Below are 16676 nucleotides of genomic sequence, written 5' to 3'. Positions count from 1 at the left end.
ACCTGAACAGGCTGATGCAGCTCTGAGCGGGCTGTGACCATGCGTTGAGCATGGGCGAGTGCGATAAGCGAGGATTTTCGTGTCCAAGGTCAAGCTGGCAACCAACCACGGCGACATCGTCCTGCAGCTCGATGCAGACAGGGCCCCGGTGACGACCGAGAACTTCCTCCGTTACGTCAAGGAGGGCTTCTACGACGGGACGCTTTTCAGCCGAGTCATCAAGGGCTCCATGATCCAGGGCGGTGGATACGAGCCTGGCATGAGCAAGAAGACGACCCGTGAGGCCATCCAGAACGAAGCGGACAACGGGCTGAAGAACACCAAGTACACCATCGCCATGGTCCGCACGATGGAGCCCCACTCGGCCACGGCGGAGTTCTTCATCAACCTCGCCGACAACGACTTCCTGAACCACAGCGGCAAGAACGTGCAGGGCTGGGGCTACGCGGTCTTCGGCGAGGTGATCGAGGGCCGAGAGGTCGTGGACGGGATCGAAAAGGTCGCCACGGGCTCCGCGGCTGGGTTCCAGGACGTCCCGAAGGACCACGTCATCATCGAGCGCGCTGAATTCGTCGAGTAGTTCTCGCCGTGTGACCGCAGGCGCCACGGCGTCGGCACAGCACCACACCAGGACCGCCCGGGGCTGACGCCCCGGGCGGTCCTGCGTTGAGGACCGGCAGCCGAGAAGCGTCACGGACACCCACGTGACGCATAACCCCAGCTCAGCCACAGGGCGAACAGTTCAGCAGTCGGAAAAGCGGACGAGGCTCCCGAGTTCCACAGCCAGACCCTGGACGCCCTGCGCCAGCCGCTGGAGTCGGGGCACGTGGTGATCGCGCGCAGCGCCGGCGTGGTCCGGTTCCCGGCGAGGTTCCTGATGGTCCTGGCGGCCAACCCCTGTCCCTGCGGCCGCTTCTCGCTCCGTGACTCGCTGTGCGAGTGCCCGCCGTCGGCGATCCGCCGCTACCAGTCCCGGCTGTCCGGACCGCTGCTGGACCGGGTGGATCTGCGGGTCGAGGTCGATCCGGTCACCCGGGCACAGCTCACCGAGCCGGGCGCCCGCGGGGAGTCCACGGCGGTCGTGGCCGGCCGGGTGCGGCAGGCCCGGGAGCGGGCGGCGGCCCGCCTCGACGGCACCCCGTGGCGCACCAACAGCGAGGTGCCCGGCCGCGAACTGCGCAGCCGGTACCACCCCGCCGCCGGGGCGATGGACGAGGCCGAACGCAGCCTGGAGCGCGGCGTGCTCACCGCCCGCGGTATCGACCGGGTGCTGCGCGTCGCCTGGACGGTCGCCGACCTCCTCGGGCACGACCGCCCGGACGCGACCGACGTCGCCCTGGCCCTCCACCTGCGCACCGGCGTCCCCCGGGGGGTGCCGATGGCCCTCGGAGCGCTCGCATGACCGGCGCCGAGGGCCCCGGGGACGACCTGCTCGGGCGGGTCTTCCTCGGGCGGGTGATCGAGCCGGGGGACGAGGCCGGGGGGCGGTGGGTGCGGGAGCTCGGGGCGGGGGAAGTGGTGCGGCGGCTGCGGTGCGGGGGCGCGGCCCTGCCGGGGGTCACCGCCACCCGGTGGGCGGGACTGCTCGCGCGGGCCGGACGGGCCGAACCGGAGCGGGACCTCGAACTCGCCCGGGCCGCCGGGGCACGGTTCGTGTGCCCCGGGGACACCGAATGGCCCCGCCAGCTCGACGACCTCGGCGACGGCCGGCCCCTCGGACTGTGGGTGCGCGGCCGACCCAGCCTGCGGATGTGGGCGCTGCGTTCCGTGGCCGTGGTCGGCGCCCGCGCCTGCACCGAGTACGGCACCCACACGGCGGCCACCCTCGCCGCCGGCCTCGCCGAGCGCGGCTGGGTGGTGGTGTCGGGCGGCGCCTACGGCATCGACGGCGCCGCCCACCGCGGTGCCCTCGCCGCCCGCGGCGCCACCGTCGCCGTCCTGGCCTGCGGTGTCGACCAGCCCTACCCCCGCGGCCACGCCGCCCTGATCGGCCGGATCGCCCACCAGGGACTGCTCGTCGGCGAACTGCCGCCCGGCGAACACCCGACCCCCAGCCGGTTCATCCTCCGCAACCGCGTCATCGCCGCGCTGACCCGCGGCACGGTCGTCGTGGAGGCCGCCCGCCGCAGCGGCTCGCTGGCCACCGCGCGGGCCGCACAGCGCCTCGGCCGGTTCACCATGGGCGTGCCCGGCCCGGTCACCAGCGCCCTCTCCGCCGGCGTGCACGACCTGCTGCGCGGCGAGGCCACCCTGGTCACCGACGCCACGGAGGTCATCGAACTCGTCGGCGCCATGGGCGATCTCGCTCCCGTCCGGCGCGGCCCGGTGCTCCCCCGTGACCTGCTGGAACCGCACACCCGCGGGGTGCTCGCCGCCCTGCCCGCCGGCCGCGCCGCCCCCGTCGGGGAGATCGCGCTCGGCGCGCGCACCACCCGGGAGGACGCCGTCGCGAGGCTGTACGAACTCCGAGCACTTGGTTATGTCGAACGACACGGCGATGGCTGGAAGTTGACACGCCAGGCGGTGACCTCGGTCCGCGACGGTCACCCACCGTGCTGACCCCCCGTGTTCGGCCGTCCGGGGGAACCCCCGAAAGCCTTGGGGTTTCCCGGAGTTGGCACCTCCGGCCGGTCACGGAGAGCGAACCGCGGCCCGGCGTCATCCGCCCGGCGCGTGCCCCCGCGCACGGGTGGAGCCGTCTTGTTCGCACACCGCGACTCCATAGTCACGCTACGCTCACGAAGGTGCGACGCAGACCGCGTCAACCCGACACCAGACCGACACCTCACCCAGTCAGCCCCCTTCTCCGCACCGACCCCACTCCCACCCACTTCACGGCAACCCACGGCACTTCACGGCAGAACGGCACAAGGCGACGAATGCCCCAGCACACCTCCGGGTCCGACCGGGCGGCGATCCCCCCAGCCGCCCGCGACGGTGGCAGCGCCCGACCGCCCGCACCCTCGACGCTCGACGAGCTGTGGCGGTCGTACAAGGCGACGGGGGACGAGCGGCTCCGCGAGCAGCTGATCCTGCACTACTCGCCGCTGGTCAAGTACGTGGCGGGCCGGGTCAGCGTCGGGCTGCCGCCCAATGTGGAGCAGGCCGACTTCGTCTCCTCGGGGGTGTTCGGGCTGATCGACGCGATCGAGAAGTTCGACATCGACCGGGAGATCAAGTTCGAGACGTACGCGATCACCCGGATCCGCGGCGCCATGATCGACGAACTGCGGGCGCTGGACTGGATTCCCCGATCGGTCCGGCAGAAGGCGCGCAATGTCGAGCGCGCCTACGCCACCTTGGAGGCGCGGCTGCGGCGGACCCCGACGGAAGGGGAGGTCGCCGCCGAACTGGGCATGGAGATCGACGAACTCCACGCGGTGTTCAGCCAGCTGTCGCTGGCCAACGTGGTCGCCCTGGAGGAACTGCTGCACGTCGGCGGCGAGGGCGGGGACCGGCTCAGTCTGATGGACACGCTGGAGGACACCGCCGCCGACAACCCGGTGGAGGTGGCCGAGGACCGGGAACTGCGGCGATTCCTGGCCCGGGCGATCAACACCCTGCCCGAGCGGGAGAAGACGGTGGTCACGCTCTACTACTACGAGGGGCTCACCCTGGCCGAGATCGGCAACGTGCTCGGCGTCACCGAGAGCCGGGTCAGCCAGATCCACACCAAGTCCGTGCTCCAGCTCCGGGCCAAGCTGGCCGGCTTCGGGCGCTGACGCCTCCCCTTCCGGCGGGGCGGGTCCGTACAGTGGTCGGCGTGCCAAGGATTCGAGCGGCCTCCGTGGCCGAACACCGGTCGATGCAGCGAGCCGCCCTGCTGGACGCGGCTCGGACCCTGCTGTCCGAGGGCGGGACGGAGGCGCTGACCTTCCCCGCGCTGGCGGAGCGCACGGGGCTGGCGCGGTCGTCCGTGTACGAGTACTTCCGGTCGCGGGCCGCGGTGGTCGAGGAGCTGTGCGAGGCCGACTTCCCCGTCTGGGCGGCGGAGGTCGAGGCGGCCATGGAGCGGGCCGGCTCGGCCGAGGGCAGGGTCGAGGCGTACGTGAGGCAGCAGCTCGCGCTCGTCGGCGACCGGCGCCACCGCGCGGTGGTCGCCATCTCCGCGAGCGAACTGGACGCCGGGGCGCGGGAGAAGATCCGGGCGGCCCACGGGGGACTGGTCGCGCTGATCGTCGAGGCGCTGGCGGAGCTGGGGCACGAGCAGCCCCGGCTGGCGGCGATGCTCCTGCAAGGGGTGGTGGACGCCGCGGTGCGGCGGATCGAGCTGGGTGCCGCGGAGGACCCCGCGGTGGTGACGGACGCGGCCGTGCGCATGGCCCTGCGGGGCGTCAAGGGCTGACCGCGGCCGGCCGGTCCGGCCGGACGGGCAGCAGCCGCGACGGGCCGCCGTTCAGCAGCCACGGAGGCAGCAGCGACAGCGGGTCCAGGTAGGTTCCGCCCCGCAGCAGGCCCCAGTGGAGGCAGGGCGCGCCACCGCAGTGGGCGCCCGCCTCCAGGGTGCCGGCCACCGCGCCCGCGGCCACCTCGTCGCCCTCGCGCACCGAAGCCCGGACCGGCTCGTACGTCGTCCGCAGGTCCGTTCCGCCGACCGCCAGCGAGACCACGCCCCGGCCCGCCACCCGGCCCGCGAACAGCACCCGGCCGGGGGCCACCGCGCGGACCGGGGAGCCCGCCGGGGCCGCCAGGTCCACTCCCCGGTGCCCGGGGCCGTAGACCGTCGCCGGTGGCCGCCAGCCGCGCAGGACGGGCGGTCGGGTGCCGACCGGCCACGCGCGGGCGAGGGCCGGGACCGGGGGCGCGGGAGCCGTCGGCGGGGCCGGGAGCGGGGCGTCCGCCCAGGCCAGAGGGGTCAGCAGGGCCGCCGCCAGCACCAGCGGCACGGCCGTCCAGAACGTCGTGTGGCGCATGCGTCCACCGTCCCGCAGCCCGCCGCTTCCGGCCCGGGCCTGTGGACTACTCGCCGGTTGTGGACAGCGCCGTCACCCGGCACCCCGTCGGTCCCGTACACTTCTTCTGGCGATCCGGGTCACCGGGTCGACTTCGCACGCCCCGGTACGGCGGCCGGCAACGGTCCCTGCCAAGCGCCCCTCGGTCCTTCGTGGCACGGCGCGTCGCGGGCGTCAGGCGCGACCGCCGTCCGGCGGACGCGGCACAACCGAGAACACCAAGGAGAAACGGCCATGGCCGTCGTCACGATGCGGGAGCTGCTGGAGAGCGGCGTCCACTTCGGTCACCAGACCCGTCGCTGGAACCCGAAGATGAAGCGCTTCATCTTCACCGAGCGCAACGGCATCTACATCATCGACCTGCTCCAGTCGCTGTCGTACATCGACCGCGCCTACGAGTTCGTCAAGGAGACCGTCGCCCACGGCGGCACGGTCATGTTCGTCGGCACGAAGAAGCAGGCGCAGGAGGCCATCGCCGAGCAGGCCACCCGCGTCGGCATGCCCTACGTCAACCAGCGCTGGCTGGGCGGCATGCTCACCAACTTCTCGACCGTCTACAAGCGTCTGCAGCGCCTCAAGGAGCTCGAGCAGATCGACTTCGAGGACGTCGCCGCCTCCGGTCTGACCAAGAAGGAGCTGCTGGTCCTCTCCCGCGAGAAGGCCAAGCTGGAGAAGACCCTCGGTGGTATCCGCGAGATGCAGAAGGTGCCCAGCGCCGTCTGGATCGTGGACACCAAGAAGGAGCACATCGCCGTTGGTGAGGCCCGGAAGCTCAACATTCCGGTCGTCGCGATCCTCGACACCAACTGCGACCCCGACGAGGTCGACTACAAGATCCCGGGCAACGACGACGCGATCCGCTCCGTCACCCTGCTCACCCGCGTGATCGCCGACGCCGTCGCCGAGGGCCTCATCGCCCGTTCCGGCGTGGCCGCCGGTGACAAGGGTGAGAAGGCCGCGGGCGAGCCGCTCGCCGAGTGGGAGCGCGACCTGCTGGAGGGCGAGAAGAAGGCTGAGGAGGCCCCGGCCGCCGACGCCGCCGCCGAGGCCCCGGCCGCCGAGGCCCCCGCCGCGGAGGCCCCGGCCGCCGAGGCGCCGGCCGCCGAGGGCGAGCAGGCCTGACCGTCAGCGTTGATGGCGGGGGCGGCGACATGAAGTCCGCCCCCGCTGTTCACCCGTAGGTCAAGGGCGCGTCGCGGATGCACCTCTCCCTGTCGACGCGGATCCCCTGACCTTGGATCTTCGACTTCGAGAAAGACTCACAGACTCATGGCGAACTACACCGCCGCCGACGTCAAGAAGCTCCGTGAGCTGACCGGCGCCGGCATGATGGACTGCAAGAAGGCGCTGGACGAGGCCGAGGGCAACGTCGAGAAGGCCGTCGAGGCGCTGCGCATCAAGGGCCAGAAGGGCGTCGCCAAGCGCGAGGGCCGCTCCGCCGAGAACGGCGCCGTGGTCTCCATCATCGCCGACGACAACTCCTCCGGCGTCCTGGTCGAGCTGAAGTGCGAGACGGACTTCGTCGCCAAGGGCGAGAAGTTCCAGGCCGTGGCCCAGGCCATCGCCGAGCACGTCGCCAAGACGAACCCTGCCGACATCGAGGCCCTGCTGGCCTCCGAGATCGAGTCCGGCAAGACCGTCCAGGCGTTCGTGGACGAGGCCAACGCCAACCTCGGCGAGAAGATCGTCCTGGACCGCTTCGCGCAGTTCACCGACGGCTACGTCACCGCCTACATGCACCGCACCATGCCCGACCTGCCCCCGCAGATCGGTGTCCTGGTCGAGTTCGACAAGCCGAACGCCGAGGTCGCCAAGGGCGTCGCCCAGCACATCGCCGCCTTCGCGCCGAAGTACCTCTCCAAGGACGAGGTGCCGGCCGACGTCGTCGAGTCCGAGCGTCGCATCGCCGAGGAGACCACCCGCGCCGAGGGCAAGCCCGAGGCCGCGATCGCCAAGATCGTCGAGGGTCGGCTGAACGGCTTCTTCAAGGACGCCACGCTGCTCGGCCAGCCGTACGCGCTGGACAACAAGAAGTCGGTCCAGAAGGTTCTGGACGAGGCCGGTGTCACCCTGAAGCGCTTCTCGCGCATCAAGGTCGGCATCTGAGTCCGTACCGTGATCGACGCGCGACCCCCGGGGAGATCCGCGAGGAAATCCCGATAGGGTCGACCGCAGTCGTCCGTCCCCCTCGCCCCACCCCGGCGTGCGGCGGACGACAGCAGATCTGACGAGGAGGCCATTGCCGCGCATGGGAGCGAAAAGCGACCCCATCGGCAATGGCCTTCTTCGTATGTGCAACACGTGAAAGAGGCGGGATCCCCCATGACCACCAAGGCCCAGAAGAGCGACGACGGCAAAGTACGCGGCCGGTTTCTGCTGAAGCTGTCCGGAGAGGCCTTCTCCGGCGGCGGGGGCCTGGGCGTCGACCCGGACGTGGTGCACAAGATCGCCCGCGAGATCGCGGCCGTCGTGCGCGACGGGGCGCAGATCGCGGTCGTCATCGGCGGCGGCAACTTCTTCCGCGGCGCCGAACTCCAGCAGCGCGGTATGGACCGCGCCCGCTCCGACTACATGGGCATGCTCGGCACCGTGATGAACTGCCTCGCCCTCCAGGACTTCCTGGAGAAGGAGGGCATCCAGTCCCGCGTGCAGACCGCCATCACCATGGGCCAGGTCGCCGAGCCGTACATCCCGCTGCGCGCCGTGCGCCACCTGGAGAAGGGCCGCGTGGTCATCTTCGGCGCCGGTATGGGCATGCCCTACTTCTCCACCGACACCACCGCCGCCCAGCGCGCCCTGGAGATCGACGCCGAGGCGCTGCTCATGGGCAAGAACGGCGTGGACGGGGTCTACGACTCCGACCCCAAGACCAACCCCGACGCCGTCAAGTTCGACGCGCTCGGCTACGGCGAGGTCATCACCCGGGACCTCAAGGTCGCCGACGCCACCGCCATCACGCTGTGCCGTGACAACCGGCTCCCGATCCTCGTCTTCGAGCTTCTCGCGGAGGGCAATATCGCCCGCGCCGTCAAGGGTGAGAAGATCGGCACGCTGGTGGGTGACCAGGGCAGCCGGGACTGACCCGGGATCGACCCGGCCGGTGATGTGCGGCCCTGTGAAGGGGCCGGACCCCGGCCGGGGGATGGACAATGTCCTGCCGGTCGGGAACCGTGCAGGAAGAAGACGCGACGCAGCCGGCCGCCGACCGACGCAGGAACCGGAGCCGGGCCTTACTCAAGACACGCAGGAGCAAGTGGTGATCGAAGAGACCCTCCTCGAGGCCGAGGAGAAGATGGAGAAGGCCGTCGTGGTCGCCAAGGAGGACTTCGCCGCGATCCGCACCGGCCGTGCGCACCCGGCGATGTTCAACAAGATCGTGGCCGACTACTACGGTGCCCCGACGCCGATCAACCAGCTGGCCTCGTTCTCCGTGCCGGAGCCGCGCATGGCGGTCGTGACCCCGTTCGACAAGAGCGCGCTGCGCAACATCGAGCAGGCGATCCGCGACTCCGACCTGGGCGTCAACCCCAGCAACGACGGCAACATCATCCGGGTGACGTTCCCTGAGCTGACCGAGGAGCGCCGCCGCGAGTACATCAAGGTCGCCAAGGCCAAGGGCGAGGACGCGAAGGTCTCGATCCGCTCCGTGCGCCGCAAGGCCAAGGACGCCATCGACAAGCTCGTCAAGGACGGCGAGATCGGTGAGGACGAGGGCCGCCGTGCGGAGAAGGACCTCGACGACCTGACGGCGAAGTACGTCGCCCAGGTGGACGAGCTCCTCAAGCACAAGGAAGCGGAGCTGCTCGAAGTCTGATGAGCGACTCTTCCTGGGGAGCGCCGCCACCGGCGGGGCAGACCGGCTACTGGGGGCCCGCCGCGGGCGGGCCTCTCCAGGGGGCTGCCCCGGCGGGTCCCGCGTACGATGCGCCTGAGGCGCAGCAGACTCGCCCCATGCCCGTCGTGCCCGACGGCCCCGCGTACGGCTCGGACCAGGACGACGACCGGGGGGCCGCTCGGCTGGGCGGCCCCCTGTTCCGAGACGAGACGTTCCAGGCCCGGGAGCTCCCGGCCGAGACCCAGAACCCGGAGCCCATGTCCGACGTCCCGCAGCCGCCGCCGGCACCGGCGCCGCAGAAGAAGAGCGCGGGCCGGGACCTGGGCGCGGCCATAGGGGTCGGCGTCGGGCTCGGTGTGGTGATCGTCGCGTCCCTGTTCGTCGTCAAGGCCGTGTTCGTCGGCGTGATAGCGATCGCCGTCGTCGTCGGGCTGTGGGAGCTGACCAGCAGGCTCAAGGAGCGCAAGGAGATCAGGGCGCCGCTCGTGCCGCTCGCGGTGGGCGGTGCGGCCATGGTCGTCGCCGGCTATGTGCGCGGCGCGGAGGGCGCGTGGGTGGCCATGGCCCTCACCGCCCTGGCCACCCTGGTCTGGCGCATGACGGAACGTCCGGAGGGCTACCTCAAGGACGTCACGGCCGGTGTCTTCGCCGCGTTCTACGTGCCTTTCCTGGCGACCTTCGTGGCGCTGATGCTCGCCGCCGACGACGGTCCCTGGCGGGTGCTGACCTTCCTGCTGCTGACGGTCGTCAGCGACACCGGTGCCTATGCGGTCGGCTGGCGCTTCGGCAAGCACAAGCTCGCCCCGCGCATCAGCCCGGGCAAGACCCGCGAGGGCCTGCTGGGAGCGGTGCTGTTCGCGATGGTGGCGGGCGCGCTGTGCATGCAGTTCCTGATCGACGGCGGGGCCTGGTGGCAGGGCCTGCTGCTGGGGCTCGCGGTCGCGGCCAGCGCCACGCTGGGCGACCTCGGCGAATCCATGATCAAGCGGGACCTGGGCATCAAGGACATGGGCACCCTGCTCCCCGGTCACGGCGGCATCATGGACCGCCTGGACTCGCTGCTGCCGACGGCTCCGGTGGTGTGGCTGCTGATGGTGGTCTTCGTCGGCTCCGCGTGAGCGGTACGGCTTCCCGGCCCCCGTCCTGTGTCGCAGCAGGGCGGGGGCCGTCGTCGTGGCGGCGAGTCGCAGTGGTGAGTCGCAGCGGTGAGTCGTAGCCGTGAGCCGGGCCGCACCCGGATGCCGCAGCAGGAATCGGCGGTCCGGTGCCGTGCGCGGCAGACTCCTCACAGGGCGGCGGTCGCGCCGCCGCCCGGCGCCGCAGCAGGGAGTGTGCCCGATGCCCCTCGACCCCGCCCCCGCCTCCGCGTCCACCTGCCCGGCCTCCGGCTCAGCGTCCCCCGCCCGCGTCTCCGCCTGCCCGGCCCACGCCTCGGTGTGCCCGGCCTCCGTCTCCGCCTGCCCGGCCTCCGGACCGGCGTCCTCCGCCCGTGTCTCCACGGGCCCGGCCTCCGCCCCCGTTCCTGTTCTCGCGCGCGGGTGCCCCGGGCCCGGGGCCGTCCCGCCGGTGCGGTTCTGGCCTGTGGACGATCTGCCCGCGCTCGATCCCGATCCCTTCCTGGACGAGGTGGCGCGCGAGGAGCCGGTCGCGCGGATCCGGCTGCCGTACGGTGCCGGGTGGGCCTGGCTGGTCACCCGGTACGAAGACGTCCGCTTCGTCACCTCCGACCCGCGCTTCTCCCGGGAACGGGTCGCCCGGCGCGAGGTCACCACCATGCGGCCGGTGCCGGTCGCCTCGCGGACGGCCGGCCTCCAGTACATCGATCCGCCCCGGCACACCCGGCTGCGCCGGGTCGTAGCCCGCGCGTTCACCGGGCGGAGCATGCGGCGGCTGCGTCCGCTCGCCGAGCGCAGGGCCGCCGAACTGCTCGACGGAATGGCCCGCGCCGGAGCCCCGGCCGACCTCATGGAGCATCTGCACAACCCCTTCCCGCTCGCCGTGCTCCGCGACTTCCTCGGTGTGGCCGAGGAGGACCGGCAGGACTGGGCCGCGACCGGGGAGGCCCTGCTGTCGGCGGGCGCCGCGTCCGGGGAGCGGGCCCGCGAGGCCGCGAGGGAGACCCGGGAGCGGATCGCCGGACTGCTCCGGCGCCGCCGCGAGGAACCCCGGGAGGACCTGGCCGGAGTGCTGGCGCGGGCCGCCGCCGAGGGCGAGATCACCGACGAGGAGGCGGTCTCCCTCGCGATCGCCGTCCAGGTCAGCGGCGGCCACGCGGTCCGCAGCAACAGTGGTTCCATGATGTACGCGCTGCTCACCCACCCCGGCCACCTGGACCGGCTGCGCCGCGAGCCGGAGCTGCTGCCCCGGGCGGTGGAGGAGCTGTTCCGCTACGTCCCGCACCGCAACGGCGTCGGCATCCCCCGGATCGCCACCGAGGACGTCGAGGTGGCCGGCCGGCTGATCCGCGCCGGTGACGTGGTCTACAACGCCTACCTGGCCGCCAACCGCGACCCGGGCGTGTTCCCCGACCCCGGCACCCTGGACTTCGACCGGGAGCACCTCGCCCACCTGGCTTTCGGTCACGGCCCCCACCACTGCCTGGCCGCCGTGATGGCCCGCATGGAGGCCGAGGTCATGATCGGCGCCGTCCTGACCCGCTTCCCCGCCCTCCGGCTGGCCGTACCGCCCGGGCAGGTCGAGTTCCAACGGCGGGGCCTGATCCGCGGCCCGAGAACCCTGCCGGTCACCTGGTGAGAGCGGGCTTTCCGGGTCACCCGGTTGGATCTGCGACACTGGTTACGCCATGCCTAAGCCCGGAGAACTCACTTTCGTCGCGCCGCGCGGAGCCAAGAAGCCGCCGCGGCATCTCGCCGACCTCACGCCCGCCGAACGCAAGGACGCGGTGGCCGGGATCGGCGAGAAGCCGTTCCGTGCCAAGCAGCTCTCGCAGCACTACTTCGCGCGGTACGCGCACGACCCGGAGCAGTGGACCGACATCCCCGCCGGTTCGCGCGCCAAGCTCCGGGAAGCGCTGTTCCCGGAGCTGATGACCGTCGTCCGCCATCTGTCCACGGACGAGGGGACCACGCGCAAGACGCTGTGGCGGCTGTTCGACGGCACGCTGGTCGAGTCCGTGCTGATGCGGTACCCGGACCGGGTGACCATGTGCATCAGCTCGCAGGCCGGATGCGGGATGAACTGCCCGTTCTGCGCGACCGGACAGGCCGGGCTGGACCGGAACCTGTCCACCGCGGAGATCGTCCACCAGATCGTCGACGGCATGCGGGCGCTGCGGGACGGGGAAGTGCCCGGCGGGCCCGCGCGGCTGTCCAACATCGTCTTCATGGGGATGGGCGAGCCCCTCGCCAACTACAACCGGGTCGTCGGGGCCATCCGGGCGCTCACTGACCCCGCCCCGGACGGGCTGGGGCTCTCGCAGCGCGGGATCACTGTCTCGACCGTGGGTCTGGTGCCGGCCATCCACCGGTTCGCCGACGAGGGCTTCAAGTGCCGGCTGGCGATCTCCCTGCACGCCCCCGACGACGAGCTGCGCGACACCCTCGTCCCGGTGAACACGCGGTGGAAGGTGCGCGAGGTGCTGGACGCCGGATTCGAGTACACCGAGAAGTCGGGCCGCCGGCTGTCCATCGAGTACGCGCTGATCCGGGACATCAACGACCAGGCCTGGCGCGGCGACCGGCTCGGCCGGCTGCTCAAGGGCAAGCCCGTGCACGTCAACCTCATCCCGCTCAACCCCACCCCGGGGTCGAAGTGGACCGCGTCGCGGCCGGAGGACGAGAAGGCGTTCGTGGAGGCCATCGCCGCCCACGGGGTAGCCGTGACCATCCGGGACACGCGGGGTCAGGAGATCGACGGAGCCTGTGGTCAGCTCGCGGCCACCGAGCGGTAATCTGACCAGGTCCACACATCTTCATATTCCGACAGGGGAGCGCCACAGCGCTGAGAGTGCGGCAACCGGGCCGCAGACCCTCTGAACCTCGCCCAGGTCATTCTGGGTAGGAAGTTCGGTCACCACTCAAGCTGTTGCGCCCTGCCCGGGCCGCCCGCGCGGCGGTCCGGGCAGGGCCGCGTCTCTTCCTGGCCAACCCCCAGGAGGACATCCAGTGCACAACAAGACCCTCGTGGCCGTGGCGGCCGGGCTCGGCCTGCTCGCGCTGTCCGCGTGCGGTGCGTCCGGGTCCGGGTCGTCCGCGGACCCCAAGACCGTCACCCTCGTCAGCCACGACTCGTGGAGCGTCTCCAAGAGCGTCGTCAAGGACTTCGAGAAGCGGTCCGGGTACAAGCTCAGGGTCCTCAAGGACGGCGACGCCGGACAGGCCGTCAACAAGGCGATCCTCACCAAGGACAACCCGCAGGGCGACGTCTTCTTCGGCGTCGACAACACCCTGCTCTCCCGGGCCCTGGACAACGGACTGTTCCAGCCCTACGAGCCGAAGGGCGCCGGCTCCGTCCGGCCGGAGAACCGTGTCGACCAGGACAAGCACCGGGTCACGCCCGTCGACACCGGCGACATCTGCGTCAACTACGACAAGGCCTGGTTCAGCGCGCACAAGCTGACCCCGCCCGAGTCCTTCGCCGACCTCGCCAAGCCGGCGTACAAGAACCTCCTCGTCACCGAGAACGCGGCCACCTCCTCGCCGGGCCTCGGCTTCCTGCTCGGCAGCGCCGCGAAGTTCGGCGACCAGGGCTGGCCGGGCTACTGGAAGAAGCTCGAGGCCAACGGCGTGAAGGTCGTCGACGGCTGGGAGCAGGCCTACTACCAGGAGTTCTCCGGGTCCTCCGAGGGCAGGAAGGCAGGCGGCGACCGGCCGCTGGTGGTCTCGTACGCCTCCTCGCCGCCCGCCGAGGTGATCTACGCCAAGAAGCGGCCCGCCACCGCCCCGACCGGGGTGGCCTACGGCACCTGCTTCCGGCAGACCGAGTACGCCGGGCTGCTGAGCAACGCGAAGAACCCCGAGGGCGGCAAGGCGTTCCTCGACTTCCTGCTCACCCGGGAGTTCCAGCAGGACATGCCGCTGAACATGTTCGTCTACCCGGTCGTGGAGGGAGCCGCCGTACCCGCCGACTTCACCGAGTACGGCCCGGCCGCCAAGGACCCCGAGACCCTGGCCCCCGACAAGATCGCCGCCAACCGCGACCAGTGGGTCTCCTCGTGGACGTCGCTCGTACTGAAGTGACCGCCAAGGCGCGGGACCGGCGCGGGAGCGCGGCTCGGCTCGGGCTGATGGCCCTGCCCGTCGCGTTCTTCGCGCTGTTCTTCGCCTGGCCCGTCGCCGCGATCGTCACCCGCGGGCTGAAGGCGGACGGCACGTGGCACCTCGGGCGGATCGCGGACGTCGTCACCCGCCCGGACATCCGGCACGTGCTGTGGTTCACCACCTGGCAGGCGCTCGCCTCCACCGCGCTGACCCTGCTGCTCGCCCTGCCCGCCGCCTATGTCTTCGCCCGGTACGACTTCCCCGGCAGGGGGGTGCTGCGGGCCGTCGTCACCGTGCCGTTCGTGCTGCCGACCGTCGTCGCCGGCAGCGCCTTCCTGGCCCTGCTCGGACGCGGCGGCCTGCTGGACGAGCTGTGGGGAGTACGGCTCGACACCACGGTGTGGGCGATCCTGCTCGCCCATGTCTTCTTCAACTACGCGGTCGTCGTCCGCACGGTCGGCGGGCTGTGGGCCCAGCTCGACCCCCGGCAGGAGGAGGCCGCCCGGATGCTCGGCGCCTCCCCGCTGACGGCCTGGCGCCGGGTCACCCTGCCGGCGCTCGGTCCCGCCGTGGCCGCCGCCGCCCTGATGGTGTTCCTGTTCACCTTCACCTCCTTCGGCGTGGTCCAGATCCTCGGCGGCCCCACCTTCTCCACCATCGAGGTGGAGATCTACCGGCAGACCTCCGAGGTCTTCGACCTGACCACGGCCGCCGTCCTCACCCTCGTCCAGTTCGCCGCCGTCGGCGCGATCCTCGCCGTGCACGCCTGGACGGTACGGCGGCGGGAGACCGCGCTGCGCCTGGTCGACGCCGCCGTGACCGCGCGCCGGCCACGCGGGGCCGGGCAGTGGGCGCTGCTCGCCGGGGTCCTCGTCACCATCGCCCTGCTCCTGCTGCTGCCGCTCGGCGTCCTCGTCCGCCGCTCCCTGGACGCGCCCGGCCTCGGCTACTACCGGGCGCTGACCGACGCGGACGGCGGTACGTTCCTGGTGGCGCCCGTGCACGCGGTGTGGACCTCGCTCCAGTACGCCGTCGCCGCCACCGCCATCGCCGTCGTGATCGGCGCCCTCGCCGCCGCCGCGCTGGCCCGCCGGGACGCCGGACGGCTGGTCCGGGGCTTCGACGCGCTGCTGATGCTGCCGCTCGGCGTGTCCGCCGTGACCGTCGGCTTCGGCTTCCTGATCGCCCTCGACAAGCCGCCGCTGGACCTGCGCCAGTCCTGGATCCTGGTACCGCTCGCCCAGGCCCTCGTCGGCGCCCCCTTCGTCGTACGGACCATGCTGCCCGTGCTGCGCGCGGTGGACGTACGCCTCAGGGAGGCCGCCGCCGTGCTCGGGGCCTCCCCCTGGCGGGTGTGGCGGGAGGTGGACCTGCCGCTGGTGCGGCGGGCGCTGCTGGTCGCGGCCGGCTTCGCGTTCGCCGTGTCGCTCGGCGAGTTCGGGGCGACCGTGTTCATCGCCCGGCCCGACAACCCCACGCTGCCGGTCGCCGTGGCCCGGCTGCTCAGCCGCCCCGGCGATCTCAACTACGGGCAGGCGATGGCCCTTTCGACCATTCTGATGGTGGTGTGCGCCGCCGCGCTGCTCGTCCTGGAGCGGCTGCGCACCGACCGGACGGGGGAGTTCTAGATGCTGCTGAGCCTGGATGCCGCGACCGTGCGCTTCGGCGGGCGGGCCGTCCTCGACCGGGTCGGTCTCGAGGTCGCCGAGCACGAGGTGGTGTGCGTGCTCGGGCCCAGCGGCAGCGGGAAGTCGACGCTGCTCCGGGCGGTCGCCGGACTGCAACGCCTGGACTCCGGACGGGTGGTGCTGGACGGCCGGGACCAGAACGGGGTGCCCGCACACAAGCGCGACGTCGGCCTGATGTTCCAGGACCACCAGCTGTTCCCGCAGCGGGACGTCGGCGCCAACGTGGCCTTCGGGCTGCGCATGCACGGCGTCGCCCGCAGCGAACGGGACGCCGAGGTGGGCCGGCTGCTCGACCTGGTCGGCCTGCCCGGGGCGGCCCGGCGGGCCGTGGCCGCCCTGTCCGGTGGCGAGCAGCAGCGCGTGGCCCTCGCCCGCGCGCTCGCGCCCCGCCCCCGGCTGCTGATGCTGGACGAACCGCTCGGCCAGCTCGACCGCTCGCTGCGCGAACGCCTCGTGGTCGAACTGCGGGAACTGTTCGGCCGGCTGGGCACGACCGTGCTCGCCGTGACCCACGACCAGGGCGAGGCGTTCGCACTGGCCGACCGGGTGGTGGTGATGCGGGACGGACGGATCGCGCAGTCCGGGACGCCCGTGGAGGTGTGGCAGCGGCCCGCCGACGCGTTCGTGGCCCGCTTCCTCGGCTTCGAGAACGTGGTCCCGGCGACCGTCACCGGCACGGTCGCCGACAGCCCGTGGGGCAAGCTGCCCGTCCCCGACGGCTCGGCGCGGGGCAGCCGCACGGTCCTGGTCCGCCCGGCCGGGGTCCGGCTGGTGCCCGCCGGCCAGGGCCTGTCCTGCACGGTGACCGCCCGCACCTTCAAGGGCTCCCACGTGGCCGTCCACCTCCAGCCGGCGGACGGCCCGCGCCTGGAGGCGGCCTGCGCGCTGCGCGACGCCCCCGAACCCGGCGCCCCGGTCGGCGTGGAGTTCGACGCGGCGGAAATCGCCGTACTGGATTGATCATCCGCCCTAGGGTGAGGTC

15 protein-coding genes, 1 pseudogene and 1 riboswitch are annotated in these 16676 nt (G+C 72.1%); of the genes and pseudogenes, 15 read left to right on the top strand and 1 reads right to left on the bottom strand.

Features of this window, described 5'->3' with window-relative positions; all coding sequences use genetic code 11:
* Positions 1–73 precede the first annotated feature (73 nt).
* The 5 genes and pseudogenes from AB0E62_RS17565 to AB0E62_RS17545 all read left to right on the top strand — a co-directional run bounded on the left by AB0E62_RS17565 (position 74) and on the right by AB0E62_RS17545 (position 4345).
* Positions 74–580: a peptidylprolyl isomerase gene (locus AB0E62_RS17565; RefSeq protein ID WP_362194054.1), complete on the top strand. Its 507-nt coding sequence runs from the start codon at positions 74–76 to the stop codon at positions 578–580.
* Positions 581–760: 180 nt separating this feature from the next.
* Positions 761–1402, top strand: a pseudogene (locus AB0E62_RS17560) (ATP-binding protein); the annotation flags it as partial.
* Positions 1399–2559: a DNA-processing protein DprA gene (gene dprA / locus AB0E62_RS17555; protein ID WP_362193765.1), complete on the top strand. Its 1161-nt coding sequence runs from the start codon at positions 1399–1401 to the stop codon at positions 2557–2559. The pseudogene AB0E62_RS17560 and the gene dprA, both read left to right, overlap by 4 nt.
* A gap of 320 nt (positions 2560–2879) precedes the next feature.
* Positions 2880–3722 (top strand): RNA polymerase sigma factor WhiG, encoded by an 843-nt coding sequence (whiG, locus tag AB0E62_RS17550; RefSeq protein WP_362193762.1) that lies wholly within the window; start codon positions 2880–2882, stop codon positions 3720–3722.
* Between the two features lie 65 nt (positions 3723–3787).
* Positions 3788–4345: a helix-turn-helix domain-containing protein gene (locus AB0E62_RS17545; RefSeq protein WP_362194051.1), complete on the top strand. Its 558-nt coding sequence runs from the start codon at positions 3788–3790 to the stop codon at positions 4343–4345.
* On the opposite strand, the gene AB0E62_RS17540 is transcribed toward AB0E62_RS17545, so the two are convergent.
* Positions 4335–4913: a M23 family metallopeptidase gene (locus AB0E62_RS17540; protein WP_362193759.1), complete on the bottom strand. Its 579-nt coding sequence runs from the start codon at positions 4911–4913 to the stop codon at positions 4335–4337. The genes AB0E62_RS17545 and AB0E62_RS17540 overlap by 11 nt on opposite strands.
* A gap of 273 nt (positions 4914–5186) precedes the next feature.
* Here AB0E62_RS17540 and rpsB point away from each other — a divergent pair, with 273 nt between their 5' ends.
* From rpsB to AB0E62_RS17490, 10 genes are all read left to right on the top strand, one after another.
* Positions 5187–6074: a 30S ribosomal protein S2 gene (rpsB, locus tag AB0E62_RS17535; protein WP_030785090.1), complete on the top strand. Its 888-nt coding sequence runs from the start codon at positions 5187–5189 to the stop codon at positions 6072–6074.
* 147 nt (positions 6075–6221) lie between these two features.
* On the top strand, positions 6222–7058 hold the full coding sequence (gene tsf, locus AB0E62_RS17530) for a translation elongation factor Ts (protein WP_362193756.1): 837 nt from the start codon (positions 6222–6224) through the stop codon (positions 7056–7058).
* A gap of 216 nt (positions 7059–7274) precedes the next feature.
* Positions 7275–8033: a UMP kinase gene (gene pyrH / locus AB0E62_RS17525; protein WP_030785074.1), complete on the top strand. Its 759-nt coding sequence runs from the start codon at positions 7275–7277 to the stop codon at positions 8031–8033.
* 175 nt (positions 8034–8208) lie between these two features.
* Entirely contained in the window at positions 8209–8766 is a 558-nt protein-coding gene (gene frr / locus AB0E62_RS17520) for a ribosome recycling factor (protein WP_362193753.1), read from the top strand.
* Positions 8766–9905 carry a phosphatidate cytidylyltransferase gene (locus tag AB0E62_RS17515; RefSeq protein WP_362193750.1) on the top strand — a complete coding sequence of 380 codons (1140 nt, stop codon included), beginning with the start codon at positions 8766–8768 and terminating at the stop codon, positions 9903–9905. The genes frr and AB0E62_RS17515 overlap by 1 nt, the downstream gene beginning before the upstream one ends.
* A 463-nt stretch (positions 9906–10368) precedes the next feature.
* Entirely contained in the window at positions 10369–11541 is a 1173-nt protein-coding gene (locus tag AB0E62_RS17510) for a cytochrome P450 (RefSeq protein WP_362193747.1), read from the top strand.
* Positions 11542–11590: 49 nt separating this feature from the next.
* Positions 11591–12697: a 23S rRNA (adenine(2503)-C(2))-methyltransferase RlmN gene (gene rlmN, locus AB0E62_RS17505; protein ID WP_362193744.1), complete on the top strand. Its 1107-nt coding sequence runs from the start codon at positions 11591–11593 to the stop codon at positions 12695–12697.
* 23 nt (positions 12698–12720) lie between these two features.
* Positions 12721–12828, top strand: a riboswitch (TPP riboswitch).
* A gap of 83 nt (positions 12829–12911) precedes the next feature.
* On the top strand, positions 12912–13985 hold the full coding sequence (locus tag AB0E62_RS17500; RefSeq protein ID WP_362193741.1) for a thiamine ABC transporter substrate-binding protein: 1074 nt from the start codon (positions 12912–12914) through the stop codon (positions 13983–13985).
* Between the two features lie 47 nt (positions 13986–14032).
* On the top strand, positions 14033–15634 hold the full coding sequence (locus AB0E62_RS17495) for an iron ABC transporter permease (RefSeq protein ID WP_362194048.1): 1602 nt from the start codon (positions 14033–14035) through the stop codon (positions 15632–15634).
* The gene (locus AB0E62_RS17490; RefSeq protein WP_362193738.1) at positions 15635–16654 is read left to right on the top strand and encodes an ABC transporter ATP-binding protein; all 1020 of its coding nucleotides are present in this window, start codon (positions 15635–15637) and stop codon (positions 16652–16654) included. It begins immediately after the preceding gene.
* Positions 16655–16676 lie beyond the last annotated feature (22 nt).

Source organism: Streptomyces sp. NPDC038707 (genome assembly GCF_040636485.1).
GTDB lineage: Bacteria > Actinomycetota > Actinomycetes > Streptomycetales > Streptomycetaceae > Streptomyces.
The sequence above is the reverse complement of the archived record's forward strand: the minus strand, read 5'-3'. Positions and strand labels throughout refer to the sequence as shown.

Coding starts and splice junctions, on each gene's coding strand:
- dprA (WP_362193765.1), top strand. CDS start 1,399: ATGACCGGCGCCGAGGGCCCCGGGGACGACCTGCTCGGGCGGGTCTTC.
- whiG (WP_362193762.1), top strand. CDS start 2,880: ATGCCCCAGCACACCTCCGGGTCCGACCGGGCGGCGATCCCCCCAGCC.
- AB0E62_RS17540 (WP_362193759.1), bottom strand. CDS start 4,913: ATGCGCCACACGACGTTCTGGACGGCCGTGCCGCTGGTGCTGGCGGCG.
- rpsB (WP_030785090.1), top strand. CDS start 5,187: ATGGCCGTCGTCACGATGCGGGAGCTGCTGGAGAGCGGCGTCCACTTC.
- tsf (WP_362193756.1), top strand. CDS start 6,222: ATGGCGAACTACACCGCCGCCGACGTCAAGAAGCTCCGTGAGCTGACC.
- pyrH (WP_030785074.1), top strand. CDS start 7,275: ATGACCACCAAGGCCCAGAAGAGCGACGACGGCAAAGTACGCGGCCGG.
- AB0E62_RS17515 (WP_362193750.1), top strand. CDS start 8,766: ATGAGCGACTCTTCCTGGGGAGCGCCGCCACCGGCGGGGCAGACCGGC.
- rlmN (WP_362193744.1), top strand. CDS start 11,591: ATGCCTAAGCCCGGAGAACTCACTTTCGTCGCGCCGCGCGGAGCCAAG.
- AB0E62_RS17495 (WP_362194048.1), top strand. CDS start 14,033: ATGGCCCTGCCCGTCGCGTTCTTCGCGCTGTTCTTCGCCTGGCCCGTC.
- AB0E62_RS17490 (WP_362193738.1), top strand. CDS start 15,635: ATGCTGCTGAGCCTGGATGCCGCGACCGTGCGCTTCGGCGGGCGGGCC.